The sequence below is a fragment of the Ectothiorhodospira variabilis genome (assembly GCF_022227625.1).
Lineage (GTDB): Bacteria > Pseudomonadota > Gammaproteobacteria > Ectothiorhodospirales > Ectothiorhodospiraceae > Ectothiorhodospira > Ectothiorhodospira haloalkaliphila.
On sequence record NZ_JAJNAO010000003.1, the window covers coordinates 254754 to 273602 of the forward strand.

The 18849-nt window shown below is 63.7% G+C and carries 19 protein-coding genes and 1 pseudogene; 7 read left to right on the forward strand and 13 right to left on the reverse strand.

The features are described from left to right. Nucleotides 1-109 precede the first annotated feature (109 nt). Entirely contained in the window at nt 110-550 is a 441-nt protein-coding gene (locus LPW30_RS06010) for a GNAT family N-acetyltransferase (RefSeq protein ID WP_025282018.1), read from the forward strand. Nucleotides 551-636: 86 nt separating this feature from the next. On the opposite strand, the gene LPW30_RS06015 is transcribed toward LPW30_RS06010, so the two are convergent. After that, nucleotides 637-1680, reverse strand: a complete 1044-nt coding sequence (locus LPW30_RS06015; RefSeq protein ID WP_158407557.1) for a Z-ring associated ZapG family protein — start codon at nt 1678-1680, stop codon at nt 637-639. Between the two features lie 434 nt (nt 1681-2114). On the opposite strand from LPW30_RS06015, the pseudogene LPW30_RS16110 reads away from it, so the two are divergent. Beyond that, a pseudogene (locus tag LPW30_RS16110) lies at nt 2115-2955 on the forward strand (protein YgfX). 165 nt (nt 2956-3120) lie between these two features. Here LPW30_RS16110 and LPW30_RS06030 read toward each other — a convergent pair. The 6 genes from LPW30_RS06030 to LPW30_RS06055 all read right to left on the reverse strand — a co-directional run bounded on the left by LPW30_RS06030 (nt 3121) and on the right by LPW30_RS06055 (nt 8670). Then, complete coding sequence (locus LPW30_RS06030; protein WP_238624469.1) at nt 3121-3366, reverse strand: FAD assembly factor SdhE; 246 nt, start codon at nt 3364-3366, stop codon at nt 3121-3123. Between the two features lie 7 nt (nt 3367-3373). Beyond that, entirely contained in the window at nt 3374-4156 is a 783-nt protein-coding gene (locus LPW30_RS06035) for a succinate dehydrogenase iron-sulfur subunit (RefSeq protein WP_025282014.1), read from the reverse strand. Nucleotides 4157-4183: 27 nt separating this feature from the next. Next, nucleotides 4184-5974: a succinate dehydrogenase flavoprotein subunit gene (gene sdhA / locus LPW30_RS06040; protein ID WP_025282013.1), complete on the reverse strand. Its 1791-nt coding sequence runs from the start codon at nt 5972-5974 to the stop codon at nt 4184-4186. Between the two features lie 3 nt (nt 5975-5977). Further along, nucleotides 5978-6358, reverse strand: coding sequence for a succinate dehydrogenase, hydrophobic membrane anchor protein (sdhD, locus tag LPW30_RS06045; RefSeq protein WP_025282012.1), 381 nt, complete (start codon nt 6356-6358; stop codon nt 5978-5980). Nucleotides 6359-6372: 14 nt separating this feature from the next. Further along, complete coding sequence (gene sdhC / locus LPW30_RS06050; RefSeq protein ID WP_025282011.1) at nt 6373-6753, reverse strand: succinate dehydrogenase, cytochrome b556 subunit; 381 nt, start codon at nt 6751-6753, stop codon at nt 6373-6375. A gap of 282 nt (nt 6754-7035) precedes the next feature. Next, nucleotides 7036-8670, reverse strand: coding sequence for an alpha-D-glucose phosphate-specific phosphoglucomutase (locus LPW30_RS06055; RefSeq protein ID WP_239680323.1), 1635 nt, complete (start codon nt 8668-8670; stop codon nt 7036-7038). Between the two features lie 80 nt (nt 8671-8750). On the opposite strand from LPW30_RS06055, the gene LPW30_RS06060 reads away from it, so the two are divergent. The 4 genes from LPW30_RS06060 (at nt 8751) to iscU (ending at nt 11510) form a co-directional block, all read left to right on the forward strand. Beyond that, a complete protein-coding gene (locus tag LPW30_RS06060; RefSeq protein ID WP_238624471.1) occupies nt 8751-9203 on the forward strand; it encodes a DUF1249 domain-containing protein in 453 nt (150 codons plus the stop codon). A gap of 123 nt (nt 9204-9326) precedes the next feature. Next, on the forward strand, nt 9327-9809 hold the full coding sequence (locus LPW30_RS06065; RefSeq protein ID WP_025282008.1) for a Fe-S cluster assembly transcription factor: 483 nt from the start codon (nt 9327-9329) through the stop codon (nt 9807-9809). A 6-nt stretch (nt 9810-9815) separates the two neighbouring features. After that, nucleotides 9816-11039, forward strand: coding sequence for an IscS subfamily cysteine desulfurase (locus LPW30_RS06070; protein WP_128571919.1), 1224 nt, complete (start codon nt 9816-9818; stop codon nt 11037-11039). Between the two features lie 36 nt (nt 11040-11075). Next, nucleotides 11076-11510 (forward strand): Fe-S cluster assembly scaffold IscU, encoded by a 435-nt coding sequence (gene iscU / locus LPW30_RS06075; protein ID WP_239680324.1) that lies wholly within the window; start codon nt 11076-11078, stop codon nt 11508-11510. A gap of 108 nt (nt 11511-11618) precedes the next feature. Here the strand turns inward: iscU and LPW30_RS06080 are convergent, their stop codons facing one another. Genes LPW30_RS06080 through LPW30_RS06095 form a run of 4 tightly spaced genes read right to left on the reverse strand, consistent with a single transcriptional unit; the run spans nt 11619 to nt 16242 of the window. Then, nucleotides 11619-13646 (reverse strand): transglutaminase TgpA family protein, encoded by a 2028-nt coding sequence (locus LPW30_RS06080; RefSeq protein ID WP_239680325.1) that lies wholly within the window; start codon nt 13644-13646, stop codon nt 11619-11621. Beyond that, nucleotides 13643-14641: a DUF58 domain-containing protein gene (locus LPW30_RS06085; protein WP_239680326.1), complete on the reverse strand. Its 999-nt coding sequence runs from the start codon at nt 14639-14641 to the stop codon at nt 13643-13645. The genes LPW30_RS06080 and LPW30_RS06085 overlap by 4 nt, the downstream gene beginning before the upstream one ends. A gap of 1 nt (nt 14642) precedes the next feature. Continuing rightward, nucleotides 14643-15584, reverse strand: coding sequence for an AAA family ATPase (locus tag LPW30_RS06090; protein WP_051582556.1), 942 nt, complete (start codon nt 15582-15584; stop codon nt 14643-14645). Between the two features lie 55 nt (nt 15585-15639). After that, nucleotides 15640-16242, reverse strand: coding sequence for a GNAT family N-acetyltransferase (locus LPW30_RS06095; RefSeq protein WP_025282003.1), 603 nt, complete (start codon nt 16240-16242; stop codon nt 15640-15642). Nucleotides 16243-16345: 103 nt separating this feature from the next. Here LPW30_RS06095 and acuI point away from each other — a divergent pair, with 103 nt between their 5' ends. Next, complete coding sequence (acuI, locus tag LPW30_RS06100) at nt 16346-17329, forward strand: acrylyl-CoA reductase (NADPH) (RefSeq protein WP_239680327.1); 984 nt, start codon at nt 16346-16348, stop codon at nt 17327-17329. Nucleotides 17330-17350: 21 nt separating this feature from the next. Here acuI and LPW30_RS16115 read toward each other — a convergent pair whose 3' ends face one another. Both LPW30_RS16115 and LPW30_RS06110 read right to left on the reverse strand, forming a co-directional pair. Beyond that, nucleotides 17351-18280 (reverse strand): ATP-binding protein, encoded by a 930-nt coding sequence (locus tag LPW30_RS16115; RefSeq protein ID WP_239680328.1) that lies wholly within the window; start codon nt 18278-18280, stop codon nt 17351-17353. Between the two features lie 129 nt (nt 18281-18409). Next, nucleotides 18410-18718: a hypothetical protein gene (locus LPW30_RS06110; protein ID WP_239680329.1), complete on the reverse strand. Its 309-nt coding sequence runs from the start codon at nt 18716-18718 to the stop codon at nt 18410-18412. Between the last annotated feature and the right edge of the window lie 131 nt (nt 18719-18849).

Genomic DNA, 18849 nt, shown 5'->3' on the forward strand with positions numbered 1-18849 from the left:
GGTCGGCCGACGGGTGGCAGTGGTGCCGGATTCCCCGATACACTGTTACGACCAAGTCACACAGGTCATCGTTCAGAATCGCGAGGACTTATCTCGCGGGAGATCATCCATGATTCGTGAAGCAACCGCAGACGACTTTGCCCGCATCAGGCAAATCCGCGTGGAAGCCGCTGCCCAGGCGCACTGGTTTCTGCCAAGGGAGTTCTGGGAGCAGCAGGTGGAGCAGATGCCCGAGGTGCCGCCGGAGGGGGCGGAGATCTGGGTGCTGGAGCAAAGTGGCGAGCTGCGAGGATTTTGCTGGTTGCAGGACTCACGGCTGGAGGTGATGGTGGCCACCTGCTGCCAGGGCGTGGGGCTGGGGAGCCGGCTGCTGGATTTCGTGAAGGATCGTCGGCCGGCCCTGAAAGCTGTCGTGTTCGCCGACAATGATCGCGCCGTGGCCTTCCTGCGCCATCACGGCTTTGAGGTGCTCGAACGCCATGAGCACGCTGATACCGGCAAGGATGAACTGACCATGCAATGGCGCTCCCGTCAACCGGCCTCAGCGTAAACGATACGATCCCTCAACGAGACGAGGCCCCGACAATGCGGGGCCTCGCTTGCAAGGGCCGGAATGGCCCGGTCAGACCTTTCTGATTACTTTCTGCGGCCTCTGCCGCCCTTCACGCGGATGCGATCGGGCTGGCCCGGCTCCTTCAGGACGCCGGTGGCGCCAGGAATGGTGCCTGGTTTGCCGGCTGGTCTGAAGGTCATGGTGCTGCGTTGCGCAGGACGGCTGGCCTGGGCTGCGGCCGGCTTGGGCGCGGCAGCAGCAGGCTTGGGTGCCGGCTTGGCGGCGGCGGGTCGGACCGGTTGCGGCTTGGTCGCTGCTTTTTGAGCCTCGGGCTTGAAGGCCGTGGCGCCGCGCGGATCAGGCTTGCCAGCCGCACCAGGCTTCTGGGACATCCGGGCAGCGGCGGCTGCCGGTTGTCTGGCAGCCGCAGCAGCAGGCTTGGCGGCCGCTGCGGGCTTGGCGGGGGCCGGCTGTCTTGCGGCAGCGGCAGCCGGTTTGGCAGCTGCAGGTTTGGCAGCCGCGGGCTTGGCGGCGGCCTGTTGCTCAGGCTTGAACGCCGTGGCACCACGCGGATCCGCTGCCTTGGCTGTGGCGGCCGGCTTCTGCGGCGGCTTGGCTTGAGCCTGAGCGGACGGCTGGGGCTGCGGCTTGGCCGGCTGCGCAGCAGCGGCTGGCTTGGCCTCGGGCTTTGCTTCCGGCTTGGCTGCCGGCTTGGCCTCGGGCTGGGTGGCGCGAGCGGTGCCAGGGATGGCGCGGCGTTGTTCCTCGCGGGACAGTTCCAGCAGGGCCGAAGCGCGACGCGGCAGGAACTGTTGTGACGGGCCCTCGCCCAGGCGGTCGTAGCTATCCACCAGGTGCTCGTAAAGATCGCGGTAGGAGCGGGCCATTCCCGTGAACAGGGTGGCGGTCTTCTCGAAGTGCCTGTTCACCTGTGATCGGTAGCTTTCCAGTTTGCGGCGCTGATTTTCCACCTCGGATTGCAGTTCCAGCACACGGCCGGCATCCCCCTGCTGACGCCCGAACCAGAAGCCCAGTAGACCAGCGCCAACAAACCCGGCCACGGTGAGGACGTTTCCACCGAGTGTAATGAAGTCGCGTAAATTCGCGGCTATCTCTGATGATGACATAGATATCTCCTGCAAATAGGCCGCCGATGGCCCCGCGCCCAGACGGGGATCCGCAGCGGCGGTTAGCCCGCGGCGTCCTTGGACGACCGCACGTTGATTGCTCCACTGAGTCGCAGTTTTTATGATGCTATCCGGCATGCACATTATGCACAAGAATCGCCACTTATGCTGCACCCTGATTCACTTTAACTGGTTGTTGGCCCAGTAAAAAGATAAGGTATGGCGCATCCCCCTCAGTGCGTTCTTGCGGGTGTTCATGCCGGGCGAAACCGGCTGCCCGATGATGGCTGGGTTGCCGGACTCCGCATGGGGACATTGCGCGGGGGGGCTCCGAGTGTCAACAGGGATGATTGATCATGGACAGGAAGCAGGAGAATAAAGCCCTTTGCGTGACTGTGGGTCGCTCGCTGTGGGTGAGGATGGTGATGGGTGCCATGTATGCGGCGGCTTCAGGAGCGGTGCTCATCAGTGGCACCCCAGGTTCAGTGAAGGCAGCACTTGTGCTGTTTCTGGTGGGCAGCATCCTCAGCGCCTGGGTCGGGCATCGCCAGGGACGTGCTGGAACGATCGAGGTGCTGGGGTGTCATGGCGATGGGCAATGGTGGATGAGGCAGGCTGGCGATCAGCCGATTCGGGTGTGCATACTGCCAGACACGGTGGTGCTTCCCTGGCTGGTGTTGTTGTCCATGCGCTGTGAGCGGGGCCGTTATCACCGTCTGCCGCTGATGGCAGACGCTGTGGATGCAGACGACCTTCGACGACTCAGGGTTCGACTCAGGGCCGGGGTTGCCAGTGCGTCAGCGGTGGCGCCAAGGCGGCGCGTGGTGGTGATATTGAATCGACTGACAAGCCGGTGGGCCCGGCGGGAGGGTGTTGATGGCGGATGATCCCAAGCCCCTGGAGGCTTTGCTGCATTCGGATCCCGGTCACGTTTACACGGAAGCTGAACTGGACGCCATCGAAGAGGTGGATGCTGAGCTGGCCCTGCGCCTGGATCGCGCCCAGACAATCGCAGCACGGGAGCGGGAAGTCCTGCCCGCCGAGGGGCCTGTGGAGCCTGAGCAGGTGGCCCAGGCAGTGGAGGAGGCGCGGCGCATCCTCATGCAGGATGGTGGCGATATCGAACTGGTGGGCATTGAGGAGCGCATCGTACGGGTGCGTCTCAAGGGCGCCTGCGTGGGTTGCCCACGGTCTGCTCTGGACCTCAAACAGGTGGTGGAGCGCCTGGTGCGTGCCCGCGTCCCCGGCGTGGCCCAGGTGGTCAACACCTTCTGAACCGTCTGGTCTTGCTCCCTTGTGGGAGCGGCCCTGCCTGCGAAGGAGTTCTCAGGCCCGGCGCTGCTGTCGCGGCGATTCGCCGGCAGGCCGGCTCCCACGGGGCGTTTTTTTGTGGGAGCGGCCCTTGGCCGCGAATGCCCGGGCCCCGGAAAGCCCGGGAGCTCAGCGGTTCAGGAAGTGCTCCCGAACCCGCTGAATCATTCCCCGGATCGCTTCCACCTCCACCGGCTCGCCATACAGCAACCAGCGCTGCAGATCATCATCCTGCTGGTCCAGCACCTGCTCGAAGAGGGCCAGTTCCTCGCTGGGCAGGCTCTTCCCCTGGCTGAGCACGAAGCCCTCGAGCATCAGGTCCAGTTCCTTGGTGCCGCGCCGGCAGCGCCAGCGCAGTCGTGACAGTTCGCTCATGCCTGCATCACTTGCGCAAGACCATTTTCTTCTTGATCTCCGCAATGGCCTGGCCCGGGTTCAGGTCCTTGGGGCAGGTTCGGGCGCAGTTCATGATGGTGTGGCAGCGATAGAGCTTGAAGGGATCTTCCAGTTCGTCCAGGCGCTCGCCGGTGGCCTCGTCGCGGCTATCCACGATCCAGCGCTGCGCCTGCAGCAGGATGGCCGGGCCCAGGTAGCGGTCGCCGTTCCACCAGTAGCTGGGGCAGGAGGTGGAGCAGCAGGCGCACAGGATGCATTCGTACAGACCATCCAGCTTGGCCCGATCCTCCACTGACTGCAGGCGCTCCTTGTCCGGGGGCGGCGGGGTCTGAGTGCGGATCCAGGGTTTGATGGAGGCGTACTGGGCATAGAAGTGGGTCATGTCCGGGATCAGGTCCTTGACCACGTTCATGTGTGGCAGCGGGTAGATGCGCACATCGCCCTTGATGTCCTCAATGGCCTTGGTACAGGCCAGGGTGTTGGTGCCATCAATGTTCATGGCACAGGAGCCGCAGATGCCCTCACGGCAGGAACGGCGGAAGGACAGGGTGGGGTCGATCTCGTCCTTGATCTTGATGATGGCGTCCAGAACCATCGGTCCACAGGCATCCAGATCCACCTCATAGGTGTCCAGGCGCGGGTTCTCGTCGTTATCCGGGTTCCAGCGATAGATCACGAAGCGCTTGATGTTGGTGCTGGAGGCACCCTCGGCCTTGAAGGTCTTGCCCTTCTGCACCCGGGATTTGATGGGCAGTATGAACTGAGCCATGGTCTTGCGTTCTCCTGAATCCGGGAATCAGTAGACCCGTGCCTTGGGGGGCACGACGTCCACATCGTCGCTGAGGGTGTACAGATGCACCGGGCGGTAGTCGAGGCGAACCTTGCCCTGTTCGTCCACCCAGGACAGGGTGTGCTTCATCCAGTTCTCGTCGTCCCGGTCGGGACAGTCCTCGCGGGCGTGGGCACCACGGCTCTCCGGGCGATTCACCGCGGAGCGGATGGTACTCACGGCGCAGCCCAGCAGGTTTTCCAGCTCCAGGGTTTCCACCAGGTCCGAGTTCCAGATCAGGGAGCGGTCGGTGACGCGCACATCGCCAAATGAGGTGAAGACCTCGTCCATGCGATCACAGCCCTGCTGCAGGGTTTCGCCGGTGCGGAACACGGCGGCGTAGCGCTGCATGCACTGCTGCATGTCATCGCGGATGGAGGCGGTGGAGCGTGCACCGTCGGCGTAGCGCAGGCGGTCCAGGCGTTCCAGGGCCTTGTCGGCGGCACCGTCAGGCAGGGGTTTGACGGCGGCGCCGATATCGCTGACGATCTCGCTGGCGCGGATGGCGGCGGCACGACCGAACACCACCAGGTCCAGCAGGGAGTTGGAACCCAGGCGGTTGGCGCCATGCACCGAGACGCAGGCCGCTTCGCCGATGGCCATGAGGCCTGGCACGATATGGTCCGGGTTGCCATCCTTGAGGGTGACCACCTCGCCACGGTAGTTGGTGGGGATGCCACCCATGTTGTAGTGCACCGTGGGCAGCACCGGGATGGGTTCCTTGGTCACGTCCACGCCGGCAAAGATGCGTGCGGTCTCGGCGATGCCCGGCAGGCGCTCGTTGATGACTTCCGGCCCAAGGTGTTCCAGGTGCAGGTGAATGTGATCCTGTTTGGCGCCCACGCCGCGGCCTTCGTTGATCTCCACGGTCATGGAGCGGGAGACCACGTCGCGGGAGGCCAGGTCCTTGGCGTTGGGGGCATAGCGCTCCATGAACCGCTCGCCCTTGGAATTGGTGAGATAACCCCCTTCGCCGCGCACGCCTTCGGTGATCAGGCAGCCGGCGCCATAGACGCCGGTGGGATGAAACTGCACGAACTCCATATCCTGCATGGGCAGCCCGGCGCGCAGCGCCATGCCCATGCCGTCGCCGGTGCAGGTGTGAGCCGAGGTGCAGGAGAAATAGCTACGCCCATAGCCGCCCGTGGCCAGCACCACCAGGTGGGCGTTGAAGCGGTGCAGGGTGCCGTTCACCAGATCCAGCGAGAGCACGCCACGACAGGTGTCACCGTCCATGATCAGGTCGGTGGCGAAGTGTTCGATGTAGAACTCGGCCTGATGGGCCAGGGCCTGCTGATAAAGGGTGTGCAGGATCGCGTGGCCCGTCCGGTCGGCGGCAGCACAGGTGCGCTGGGCGCGACCTTCACCGAAGCGGGTGGTCATGCCGCCGAAAGGGCGCTGATAGATCTTGCCGTCCTCCGTGCGGGAGAAGGGCACGCCGTAGTGCTCCAGCTCGATGATGGCCGGGGCGGCCTCGCGGCACATGTATTCGATGGCGTCCTGATCACCGAGCCAGTCGGAACCCTTGACCGTGTCATACATATGCCAGCGCCAGTCGTCCTCGCCCATGTTGCCCAGGGCTGCGGAAATGCCCCCCTGGGCGGCCACCGTGTGGCTGCGGGTGGGGAAAACCTTGGTGACGCAGGCGGTCTTGAGGCCCTTTTCCGCCATGCCGAAGGTGGCCCGCAGGCCGGCCCCGCCGGCACCGACCACCACCACGTCATAGGCATGGTCGATAATCTTGTAGTCGCCCTTCATCAATCAGCTCCCGAAAGCAATGCGCAGTATGGCGACGATCCCGGTGACCGCCAGCAGCAACATGAGGAATTGCATGGCAATGAGGCTCGCGAACTTTTTGCCCTCACCGTGCACGTAGTCCTCGATGATCACCTGCAGTCCCAAGTAGGCATGGTGGAACAAGGCCCCCACGGTCAGGATCAGCAGAACAGTATTGAGGGGGTTTGCCACCCAGGCAGAGGTGGCTTCAAAGCCGGCGCCGGCCAGGCTGCCCAGGCTGAAGATCAGCCAGAGCATCAGCGGTACCATGGCGATGGAGCTCACGCGCATGACGAACCAATGGTGGGTGCCGTCCTTTGCCGAACCCAGGCCGCGCGCCTGGCTCAATGGTGTGCGAAGACTCATGATGCTCTCCCCGATCAGATGAGTACGAAGATCCAGAAGATCGCCGTGAGAATGAGGGTGGCCACCAGGGCGAGGATGCCGCTCAGGTAGACCTGCTTGATCTCCAGGCCGCGGCCGGTGTCCCAGATCAGGTGCCGGATGCCGGTGCCCAGGTGGTAGAACAGGGAGAGGGTTACACCGAACAGGACAAAAAGCCCAAGGCCGCTATGCAGCAGGCCCTCGGCACGGGCAAAGGCCTCCGGGCCCGCGGCCAGGGAGACGAGCCAGTAGATGAGCAGAAGACTGGCCAGGCTGAGAATGACACCGGTGGCGCGGTGCAGGATCGAGAGGACCGATGTCAACTGCGGCTTGTACACCTGCAGATGGGGTGATAACGGTCGGTTATCGTTTGGCATGGATCGACGGCTCCGCCTGGGTGCGCCCGATCAGGGGGCGGTTAACGGTGAATGCCTGTCCGCCCGTAGCGGCATGGCCGGGAGCGGGCGGGGCACAGCGTTCGCTTGAAGGTACTGAAGGGGTGGATGTCACCCGGCCCGGGGAGAAGTCCACGGGCGGGTATCCAGAATGTCGCGCTGCATCAAATCCGCTTATAGATAGCAGGTCTGCCGGCGCGCTGCAAGGCGGGGTTATAAAATTCCCTTGGATTATATGCTTTTAGCCAAGCCTGCGGCGTTGGCTCAGGTGATGACGGTGGGTGCATCGCGGCCCGTATGGGTCCGGATGCCGGCAATCTCCTCGGCAATGTCGATCAGGGGGGCCAGGGCCTCCTGGGTGTCCTGATCGTGGCGTTCCGGATCGGCCTCGTAGCGCTCCACATACAGGCGCAGCGTGGCACCCGCCGTGCCGGTGCCGGAAAGCCGGAACACCAGCCGCGCGCCATCGTTGAACAGCGCCCGCAGGCCCTGATCCTCGGCCACCGAGCCGTCCACCGGATCCGTGTAGGCAAAATCATCGGCCAGGGCCACGGTGAAGTTGCCGAAACGGCGGCCCTTGAGGGAGTCGAGTTGTTCGCGCACCTGATTCATGGCCGCCTCGGCCTGAGCCACATCCACGCCCTCATAGTCGTGACGGGTGTAGAAGTTGCGCCCGAACTGGCGCCAGTGATCACGCACGATATCCGCCACCGACTCACCGCGCACTGCCAGCAGATTGAGCCAGAACAGCACGGCCCACAGGCCGTCCTTTTCCCTCACATGGTCCGACGACGTGCCAAAGCTCTCCTCGCCGCACAGGGTGGCCCGGCCAGCATCCAGCAGGTTGCCGAAGTACTTCCAGCCTGTGGGGGTCTCGAAGCACTCGATACCCATCTTCTCGGCCACCCGGTCTGCCGCCTGGCTGGTGGGCATGGAACGGGCGATGCCGCGGATGCCCTTCGCGTAGCCGGGCACATGATGGGCATTGGCAGCCAGCACCGCCAGGCTGTCGCTGGGGGTGACGAAGAATTGCCGCCCCAGGATCATGTTGCGGTCGCCGTCCCCATCGGAGGCGGCGCCGAAGTCGGGGCCGTCATCCGTGTACAAGGCATCCACCAGGTCCTTGGCATGGACCAGATTGGGATCGGGATGTCCCTTGCCGAAATCTTCCAGGGGCTGGCCGTTCATCACCGTGCCGGCTGGCGCACCCAGCATGTCCTCGAGGATGCGTCGTGCGTAAGGGCCGGTCACCGCGTGCATGGCGTCAAAGCGCATGGAAAACCGGCCATCCTGGAACAGGGCCTTCATGCGGTCGAAATCGAACCGGGACTGCATCAGTTCAGCATAGTCGTTCACCGAATCCACTACCGACACCCCCATGGGTCCCACAGTGGTGCGCCCGGGTGTGTCCAGGTCGATATCCGGGATGTCGGCGATGCGGTAGTGGGTGATCTCGCAGGCCCGCTCATGGATCTCGCCGGTGACTTTTTCCGGAGCCGGGCCGCCGTTGGGGGTGTTGAACTTGATGCCGAAGTCCTCGTCCGGCCCACCGGGGTTGTGGCTGGCGGAGAGAATGAGGCCGCCCTGCGTGGTGTATTTTCGGATCAGGCAGGAGGCCGCGGGCGTGGACAGGATACCGCCCTGACCGACGATGACCCGGGCCACTCCATTGGCCACGGCCATGCGCAGGATGATCTGGATGGCCTCGCGGTTGAAATAACGGCCGTCACCCCCCAGGACCAGCACGCCGCCCTTGAGGCTGGGGCGCACGTCGAACACCGCCTGGACGAAGTTTTCCAGATAATGGGGCTGCCTGAAGACCTTCACTTTCTTGCGCAGACCGGAGGTGCCCGGTTTCTGGTCGGAGAAGGGGGTGGTTTGCACACGATGGATCTTCATGGACACGGGCCTTCCTGCATGAAATGTGGGGATAAAGTTAGCAAATACTGGGCGCCCTGTCCCTGTGCTAACATCCCGCCATGTTGCTCGAAGCCTCCAAACCCGCCTATCTGGATCCCATGCCCCGCAGCTTTGCGGCGCTGATGGATCTGTATGAGGTGAATTACATTCGCCTGCGGCAGTTATGCCCCGAGCCCCAGTCGCTGGATTCCCCCAGGGTGTCCAGCGTGCCCGGCGTCATGGATCTGCACCTGGAGGTGCTGGAGTGCTGCCCTTATACCACCACGCTGCTGCTGACCTATCACTTTGACGTGGAGGGTGACCGGTCCACTCGCCGCAGTCCCAACCTGCGGGTGAGGGTGTATCACGATGCGCGGCAGGTGGAGGTGCTGGGTCGCCACAGCCGGCGTACCGGTGAGGAGGTGAGCCTGGGCGATCATCCGGACTGGCAGGCCCTGCAGTGCCGCTGGCGTTTCAATCGCTTCCTCTACAAATGGCTGGGTTACTGTCTGCGCCAGGGGCATCGGTTCTGATGCCCGGCTGATTTTTTTCGCCTTAATTCTTGACTGTCTGACTTGGTTATTGTAAAACCATTCTAAATCCTGACTATGCAGCTCAGGAATTATGAAGCCTGACAACCGAGGAAGGGGCCAGTCATGAAACTCTCGACGAAAAGCCGCTATGCAGTGACCGCCATGCTGGACCTGGCCATCCACGACAAGATTGGCCCGGTGACACTGGCGGATATTTCCCAATCCCAGGGGATCTCCCTGTCCTACCTGGAGCAACTCTTCGCCAAGCTGCGCAAGAACGGCTTGGTGGAGGGGGTTCGTGGCCCGGGCGGTGGTTACCGACTGTCGCGGCCATCGGACGAAATCACCGTGGCGCGCATCATCACCGCCGTTGACGAAAACGTGACCATGACGCGCTGCGCCGGCAAGGGAACCTGCCAGGATGGTGAGCGTTGCCTCACCCACCAACTGTGGGATGACCTGAGTGAGCAGCTGTACAGCTTCCTCGACGGCATCACGCTGGATCAGTTCTCCAATCGTCCGGAAGTGCAGCAGGTGGCGCAACGTCAGGATGCCCAGCACCAGCGCGCCCACCACCACTTCATCTTCCGCCGCACCGCTGCTTGAGGAGGAATCATGGCCTTGCAACTGCCCATCTATCTGGATTACGCCGCCACCACACCCATGGACGAGCGAGTGGCGGAGACCATGAGTCGTTTTCTCACTCGCGAGGGGACCTTCGGCAATCCGGCCTCTCGCTCCCACAGCTTTGGCTGGGAGTCTGAGCAGGCCGTGGAGCAGGCCCGGGAACATGTAGCCGCCCTGGTGGGGGCCGACCCCCGGGAAATCATCTGGACCAGCGGCGCTACCGAGGCCGACAACCTGGCCATCAAGGGGGCTGCGCACTTCTACCAGAAAAAGGGTCGCCATATCGTCACCCTGAAGACCGAACACAAGGCCGTGCTGGATTCCTGTCGCCAACTGGAACGTGAGGGCTTCGAGGTAACCTACCTGGAGCCTGAGCCCAGCGGCCTGCTGGATCTGGACAAGCTGGAGGCTGCCCTTCGTGATGACACGGTGCTGGTTTCCATCATGCATGTGAACAACGAGATCGGCGTCATCCAGGATCTGGAGGCGATTGGCAATCTCACCCGGTCGCGGGGCATCGTCTTCCATGTGGACGCCGCTCAGTCCACCGGCAAGGTGGAGCTGGACCTTTCCAGATTGCCTGTGGACCTGATGAGCTTCTCGGCCCACAAGACCTATGGTCCCAAGGGCGTGGGCGCCTTGTATGTCTCCCGCAAGCCGCGAGTGCGTCTCGAGGCCCAGATGCATGGTGGCGGTCACGAACGGGGTCTGCGCTCCGGCACCCTGGCCACCCATCAGATCGTGGGCATGGGGGAGGCTTTCCGTATCGCTCGCGAGGAGATGGGCGCTGAGAACGAGCGTTTGCGCATGCTGCGCGATCGCCTCTGGGCAGGTCTGTCGGAGATGGATGAGGTGTATCTCAACGGCGATCTGGAAAGCCGCGTGGCGGGCAACCTGAACGTCTCCTTCAATTTTGTGGAGGGGGAGAGCCTGATCATGGCCCTCAAGGATATCGCCGTGTCTTCGGGTTCGGCCTGTACCAGCGCCAGTCTGGAGCCGTCTTATGTGTTGCGCGCCCTGGGACGGGATGATGAGTTGGCGCACAGTTCCATCCGCTTCTCCGTGGGGCGTTACACCACCGTGGAGGAAGTGGACCACACGATCTCGCTGGTCAAGTCGGCGGTGCAAAAACTGCGCGACCTGTCTCCCTTGTGGGAGATGCACCAGGAGGGGATCGACCTGAAATCCGTGGAGTGGGTGGCCCATTGAGGCCTGATACACGCACGAACGAAGAGGTGAAATGACATGGCCTACAGTGACAAAGTGCTTGACCACTACGAGAATCCCCGCAACGTGGGGGCAATGGACAAGAGCGATACCTCCGTGGGCACCGGCATGGTGGGTGCCCCCGCCTGCGGCGACGTGATGAAATTGCAGATCAAGGTGAATGATGTCGGCGTGATCGAGGACGCCAAGTTCAAGACCTACGGCTGTGGCTCGGCGATTGCCAGTTCCAGCCTGCTCACCGAGTGGGTGAAGGGCAAGACCCTGGAGGAGGCGGGATCCATCAAGAACACGCAGATCGCGGAGGAACTGGCCCTGCCACCGGTGAAGATCCATTGCTCTGTGCTGGCTGAGGATGCCATCAAGGCGGCTATCGATGATTACCGCCGCAAGGGGGGGCCGGCTGTCGGGGTGGGTGAACCCGCCGCACCGGAGGGAGAGCGGATTCCGGCGTAGGGGGTGGTTGTCTGCTGTTGCGCCCCTCACCCCAGCCCCTCTCCCCCCGGGGAGAGGGGTTTTCCCTACCCAGCGTGAAAGCGCCCTCTCTCCCCAAATGCCATGGCGCTATTGCAATGTTCGCCGTGGACGCACTTCCCTCAACAGCCGTCGCAGACGACGGAACCGCTCAGGATCCGGCCGGCTGCCATACCTCAGTGCCACATATTCCTGTGTGAATGCCATCACCGGTTCTGCCAGATCGGGACGCTCGCGGCCCACCCGCTGTGCAAAGGCCATCGGTGGCTCATGGGCAGAGCGGGTCAGCCCCCAGCGGCCCAGGCGACGACAGAATCGGCGATAGACCAGCGATAACGGATCGGCCACCGGCAAGCGGTTGCGCCACAGGAAGATGGCCGCGAACACCAGCACCACCAGGCCGATCAACACCACCATCAGGGTGATCATGCCGCGCCAGTCCAGGCGGCCCAGGCCGAGGCGTTCCAGCAGTTCCGCCTGTCGCTCCGGCCCGAACGCCAGCACCCAGCCACTCCAGTAGTAATCGAGACTGTCCCGCCACAACTCGAACTGCAGGCGGATGGCCCCCCAGTCCAGGCTGCGCAGCATGTAGTCCGGCAGGCCTGCGTCGTCGGACAGGGCAGCGCGCACCCCCTGCTCAATGCGGTCCGGCGCCACGGCGGCCGTGGGGTCCACACGCACCCAGCCCCGATCCTCCAGCCATACCTCCGCCCAGGCATGGGCATCCGATTGGCGGATCAGCAGATAATCCCCCATGCGGTTGTATTCACCGCCTTGATAGCCCGTGACCACCCGCGCCGGAATGCCGGCAGCGCGCATCAGCACCACAAACGCGCTGGCATAGTGCTCACAAAAGCCCGCCCGTGACTCGAACAGGAATTGATCCACCGGGTCCCTGGGGAGGCTCGGCGGCGACAGGGTGTAGAAGAAAGGCTCCTGGTTGAAGTGACTCAGGGCCGCCCCCACCACGGCACCGTCGTCCTCGTGGGCCTCCCGCCAGCTCCGGGCCAGGGCCCGCGCCCGGGGTGCCGTGCCATCGGGCAGCGCCAGGGCCGCACTGCGACGGTGGTCACTCAATACGGGTTCCAGGGGCATGTTGGGCATGGAAGACACGCTGTACTGGATCAGACTGCGCACCGGGCGCCGCGACACCAGGTCGTGGTCAGCGGTCATGCGGGCGTCCTGGGGCGTGGTCAGGGGAATATCCAGGGCCAGCAGCCAGCGTCCGTCATGGGGCTCCAGATTGACCGTGTAGGTGAAGATGTCGTCTTCATCGATGGTCACGGGCTGGGGCGTCGCCTCGCCCCGGTCACGACCGAAGCGCCAGGTGCGGCCGTCATACTCCCAGAATACCGGGCCGCGCCAATAGCGCAGATTCTGATCCGGGATGTCTCCGGCAAAGGACACCCGAAAGGCCGGAGCATCGGATTGCAGCAGTTCGCTGATTGAGCCGGGAGACATGCTGTCGGACAGCCCGGTGATGCCAGCAGACTCATCCTGGGGCATGCCCCACAGCGGCCCGGGCAGGCGTGGAAACAGCAGGAACAGGATGATCATCAGGGGCAGGGCCTGGGCCAGCATCAAACCGGCCAGGGAGAGGGATTCCCGCCAGGGCTGGGCCCCGTCACCGGCATTGAGCCGCACCAGGGCCGCCGTGGTGGCGAAGACCGCCGCCACCATGTACAGGGCCAGCGGGATCTCCTGGGAGTAGAAGAAGTTGGTGATCACCACGAAATAGCCCAGGAACACCCCCAGCATGGCGTCCCGGAAGCCGCGCGTCTCCAGCAGCTTCAGGCCCGTCATGAGGATCAGCAGGGCCACTCCCGCATCGCGGCCGAACAGGGTGCCATACTGGGTGACCACCAGGCCGGTGGCCACCAGGGTGAGCAGCACCAGCAGCCAGCGACCCGGCATGGGCATGCGCCCCCAATGGGCCAGGGCTCGCCAGCCCATGGCCAGCGCCGCCATGGCCACCACCCAGGGTGGCTGGTTGAACAGGTGCGGCAGCATGGCGAAACACAGGGCGAAAATCAGCCAGGGCAGCGCATTGGAGCGTTGCGGCAGGCGTTCCTCCCGGGGCAGGGGGCCCATGGCGGGAGCGGGTGCGAACAGTCTCATGGACTTTCCCCCGCAGGCAGTGCGAAGCAGGCCAATTGCTCCAGGCAGCGTTGCCGATGACGCTCGCCCGTGGCCGGCTCGATCTCCACCCCGGGCATGCGCAGACCAAAACGCAGTTTCTTGCCGTGAGCCTCCAGTACCAGATGACAAAGCATGGAGAGGCGTGTCTCCACGTCGGCGGCGGGCAGGTGTTCCCAGTCCAGCCAGGTCTGGCCACCCTGAAGCTCGTGGAACTCCTTGGTGTACATGTCGCCGGTGCGGGCCAGGGCCTTCCAGTCCAGTCGCCGGGGAGAATCCCCGGGTGCATACGCCCGCACCCCGGTGAACTCCTCGCCTGCCCGGTTGCGTGTGGCTTGGGGTTCGGTGTCCTCACCGTCGCCGCTGGGTGTCTGTTCCACCGGGATCGGCTGCGGGTAGATCAGTAAGGATTCGTCAAAATTGAGCCATGACCAGGCCCGAAACAGCCCCAGGGGGTAGCGGGTATGCAGCCGCAGTCGACCCGGTCGCAGTACACCCCGCCGCCGTGCCCGCAGGTTCAATGTGACCGGGGTGTTCTCCCGGGCCCCGACCGAGAACTCGGTGGGCGATTGTTCCGGGGCCTCCAGCAGCAGCCCGCGCCGCGATACCCGGCTGGGGTTGTCCACCGTGTAGGTGAACTGCGCGGTCTGCCCGGCAAAGACCGGTGTGGCCGGCTGACGGGTGATGCGCAGGCCGAGCAGATTGCGGTGGGTGTGCCACATGGAATTGGCCCCCAGGGCGGCCAGCAGGAAGGTGAGCATGAAGGCCATGCTGTTGCTGTAGTTGATGGCCCCCAGGAGCATCACCACCAGCACCAGGGCAAACGTGTAACCCTGACGGGTGGGCAGGATGTAGATGCAGCGCCTATCCAGAGTGAGTTGCCTGCCCTCGGGGCGCTGGCCCCGGGTGATCCAGCGGATTGCCTTCTCTCTGAGGCCCTGATGAGTGCGACCAAGCCAGGCAGTGGCAGTCTTCATGTCAGGGTACCGGAACCGCCTCGATCAGTCCCTGTATCACCTGCGCCGGGGCCATGGTGGGGGATTCCACCAGGCGCAGCCGGTGTCCGGCCACCGAGGGCAGGATGGCCTGCACGTCCTCAGGCACAACATGGTCCCGGTGATTCACCAGCGCCCAGGCCTGACAGGCCCTCATCAGTGCCAGGCCCGCCCTCGGGGATAGACCCATTTGGTAAAGGCCTGGTTGACGGGAATGGGCGATCAGGGCCTGGACGTAATCCAGCAGGGCGTCGGAGACGTGAACCTGCGTCACCTGTTCCTGAAGTTGCACCAGTTGGCCGTCTTCCAGTTGCGCCGGCAACTCTTCCAGCAGTTCGCGCCGGTCCCGCCCCCTCAGCAGGGCCCGCTCCGCCCGGGCATCGGGATAGCCCACATGAATCCGCATGAGGAACCGATCCATCTGGGACTCGGGCAGGGGGAACGTGCCGATCTGCTCCTGGGGGTTCTGTGTGGCGATGACGAAAAAGGGTTCCGGCAAGCGCCGCGTCACCCCTTCCACGGTGACCTGCTGTTCCTCCATGGCCTCCAGCAGGGCGCTTTGTGACTTGGGCGTGGCCCGGTTGATTTCGTCGGCGAGGATCAGTTGGGAGAACACCGGGCCAGGGTGAAACTCGAACCGCTGGCGCTCGCTGCTGAACATGGACACCCCCAGGATATCTGCCGGCAGCAGATCGCTGGTGAACTGGATCCGCTGGAACTGCAGCCCCAGGGTGCGGGCCAGGCCATGGGCCAGGGTGGTCTTGCCCACGCCGGGCAAGTCTTCCACCAGCAGGTGCCCACGGGCCAGCAGGCAGGCCAGGGACAGGCGCACGGGGGTGGCCTTGCCGTAGATGACCGTGTTGAGTTGATCCAGAACGGCGTCGATGCGCTGCGCCAGGTCCGTTTGTGTTTGGTGGTCGGTCACTGTGTGTCCTTCCTCATGGCGTCTTCATCAAGTGCTCTGCGGTGAGGACGCGGTATCAGCGTCTCAGTTCCTTCACCCAGAAGGTCATGGGCTTGGTGGTCTCTTCGGCTTCGTCCAGGTCCTTCCAGGAAAAATGGGCCACCAGCTCCGGATCCTTGCGGTAGCCGCGTTTCTCCCAGAAGCTATCCAGTGGAACGTAGTGCGCGGGCCGCTGCGGATGGTCTGCCGGGCGCTGTACGGCGCAGAACGCCGCCCGGTCGAAACGGCCCAGGCTATGGGCATGGGCCTCGCGCTCCTGGAAGAATCGCACCCCCACGCCCTGGCCGCGATATTCCGGCAGCAGCACAGATTCGCCCAGGTAGAATACCCGCTCCGGTGCCATGCCACGCTGTCGGAAGGGCGCAATCACGTTGTCGGTCTCATATTCCAGCGGCAGGGCGGTGGAGGCCCCGACGATCTGATCACCGTCCCGGGCGAGGATCACCACGCTCTCGGCACAACTGAAGTAGGTTGCAAGGTATTCGGTCTCGTAGGCGGCATCGCCGTCATAAAGGTAGGGAAAATCCCTGAATACCCGTATACGCAGTCTTGCCAGCGATCCCAGATAGGGCTCTGCCTTGGGGCCGGGTACGCGTTCCAGGCGCGGGGGCTGGGTCATGGGGAAGGCCTCAGGGGTGTTTCACATCGGGACAGTCTGGCAAGCTGACACGCAGGGTTCAATGCCCCGCTTCGCACACCCGCAGCTTCGGAGAATGATCGCCATGCATCAAGCCATTGTGTTGCACAAGAACGATGAGGAGGTCACTGCCGGTATCGAGTCTCTGACGGATGCCGACTTGCCCGACGGAGATGTGACCGTGCGGGTGGCCTATTCCACCCTGAACTACAAGGATGGCCTGGCCATCACCGGCAAGGCGCCCGTGGTGAGGAAATACCCCATGGTGCCGGGGGTCGATTTTTCCGGGACCGTGGAATCCAGTGATCATCCGGACTTCAAACCCGGTGACGAGGTGATCCTCAATGGCTGGGGGGTTGGCGAGGGGCATCCCGGTGGCATGAGTCAGAAGGCCCGGGTGAAGGGCGAATGGCTGGTGCCGCTGCCCTCTGCGTTGTCCCTGCGCTGGGCCATGGCCGTGGGGACCGCCGGTTACACCGCCATGCTCTGCGTGCTGGCGCTGGTGCGCCAGGGCGTCACGCCGGACAAGGGGGATGTGCTGGTGACCGGTGCCAATGGCGGTGTGGGCAGCGTGGCAGTGGCACTACTGGCAGGCCGCGGCTTCAACGTGGTGGCATCCACCGGTCGCACCGAAGAGACGGATCACCTCAAGGCCCTGGGGGCGTCTGACGTGATCCACCGGGATGAACTCTCAGGCCGCGGGAAGCCGCTGGGGAAGACCCGCTGGGCGGCGGCGGTGGATACAGTGGGAAGCCAGACCCTGGCCAATGTACTTTCCACCACCCAGTACGGGGGCAGCGTGGCCGCCTGCGGTCTGGCCCAGGGAATGGATCTGCCCACTACCGTGGCCCCGTTCATCCTGCGTGGCGTGAATCTGCTGGGCGTGGATAGCGTCTATGCGCCCATGGAGCTTCGCCTGGAGGCCTGGGAGTGTCTGGCCACGGAATTGGACACTGACAAGCTGGAGGCCATGACCAGCGACGTGGGTCTGGGTGACGTGATTCCCCTGGCAGAGAAGATCCTGGCGGGCCAGGTACGCGGTCGCACCGTCATTGACGTGAACCGCTGATCCTCCCTTCGGGGTTCATGTTCAAGCAGCAGGGGTTGGCTGGGGTGGGGCAGTCTGAGGCCTGGGTCGGGGCAGGATGATCTCGATGCAGGTGCCGACTCCCAGGTCGGAGTCGATCCACATGCGCCCATTGCAATGGCGCACCACCCAATAGGCTTTGGTGAGGCCGAAGCCGCCGCCCCGCGTGGGTCTGTCACGGACGTTTTCACCACGCACGCCGAACTCCACGATACCCTCGATCTGGTGGGGAGGAATGCCCATGCCCGTGTCGTCCACCACGAAACGGATTTCGCGCTCTGTTTCCTTCAGCCCGGCCAGGATACGTCCGCCGGGTGACGTGTATTTGCGGGCGTTGGCCAACAGGTCACGCATCACATCCTGAAAGATGGCGGGCACATAAAGGTGGTCGCCCTCCAGGCTATCAATGTCCACCTTGATGAGGTAATCGTCCGGCTGTTGTTCGGCGATGTTCTGAGTGATGCGATAGCGTCCCTTGCTGTTCTTTTCGATGGCGAGCAGCAGTTGCCAGAAGTCTGACCGTAATGGGGCGACTTCCAGCCAGGCCCAGCCCAGTGGAGCCCCTGAGCGGGCCTCGAGTTCGCGCACGCGAGTGCCAAGGACCGCCAGGATGGATTCTATATTGTCAGTGGACGCATGCAATTCCTCATCCAGGGCGACACCTTCCAGGGCCTGGCTGAGGAGGGCGTGGATGCGGGTTTGCAGAGACTGTGGGTCGGCCAACCACGAAGCCGCTTGCTCCGGGGTCTGCAGGGCGTCGGCGAACGCATGGACCAGCGCGAGGGCTTCCTGAAGGGGCGGGGAGTCCCCCAGGCCGTAGGCCATGAGATCCATTTCGCAGGCCAATACGTTGAGCACATTCAAAAAACTGTGCATGTCGATCAGGGCTTCCTGCTCTGCGTTCAGATTCAAGGCCCTGGTAATTTCGACCACAGCACACTCCCGCGAAAGGAAAGTAGAACAGCCGTGGGATTGTAAACGATCAAAAAAAATGCGTGACGCGCAGCACGATCCAAATGGGGGATACCGGAGTACCCCCCACGATATGGCCGACGAACGGTATCAGTCTTCCATCAATTCTTCGCCAGCCTCTTCCACTTCCTCGACGGCGTCATCCACCTCGCGCCCAGCCTCTTCGGCCGGGCCGGGCTCGTCCACCATGTCGCTAACAGCCTCGGCGGCCTCATCAGCGGCATCCTGCACAGCATCCACCGCATCGTCGAACTGATCCTGCGCTTCTTCCATCGTTTCGTCCACGGACTCGCCGGCCTCTTCCGCCGGACCGGGGTCGGAGCAGCCCACCAGGATGGCAAAGGGCAGGGCGGTGACCATGGCCGTGGCGACAGCCGGAAGTAATTTGCGATATATCATGATGATCTCCTTGATCGGCTCATCCACCGACGATTCAGGAAATGGGTTTCAGGGCAAATGAATTGTATGCCCGCTGTCTGGCAAAAGGCAGAGCCTTTGGTCACATTTTTCACGGCCGGCTGGCGCCCAAA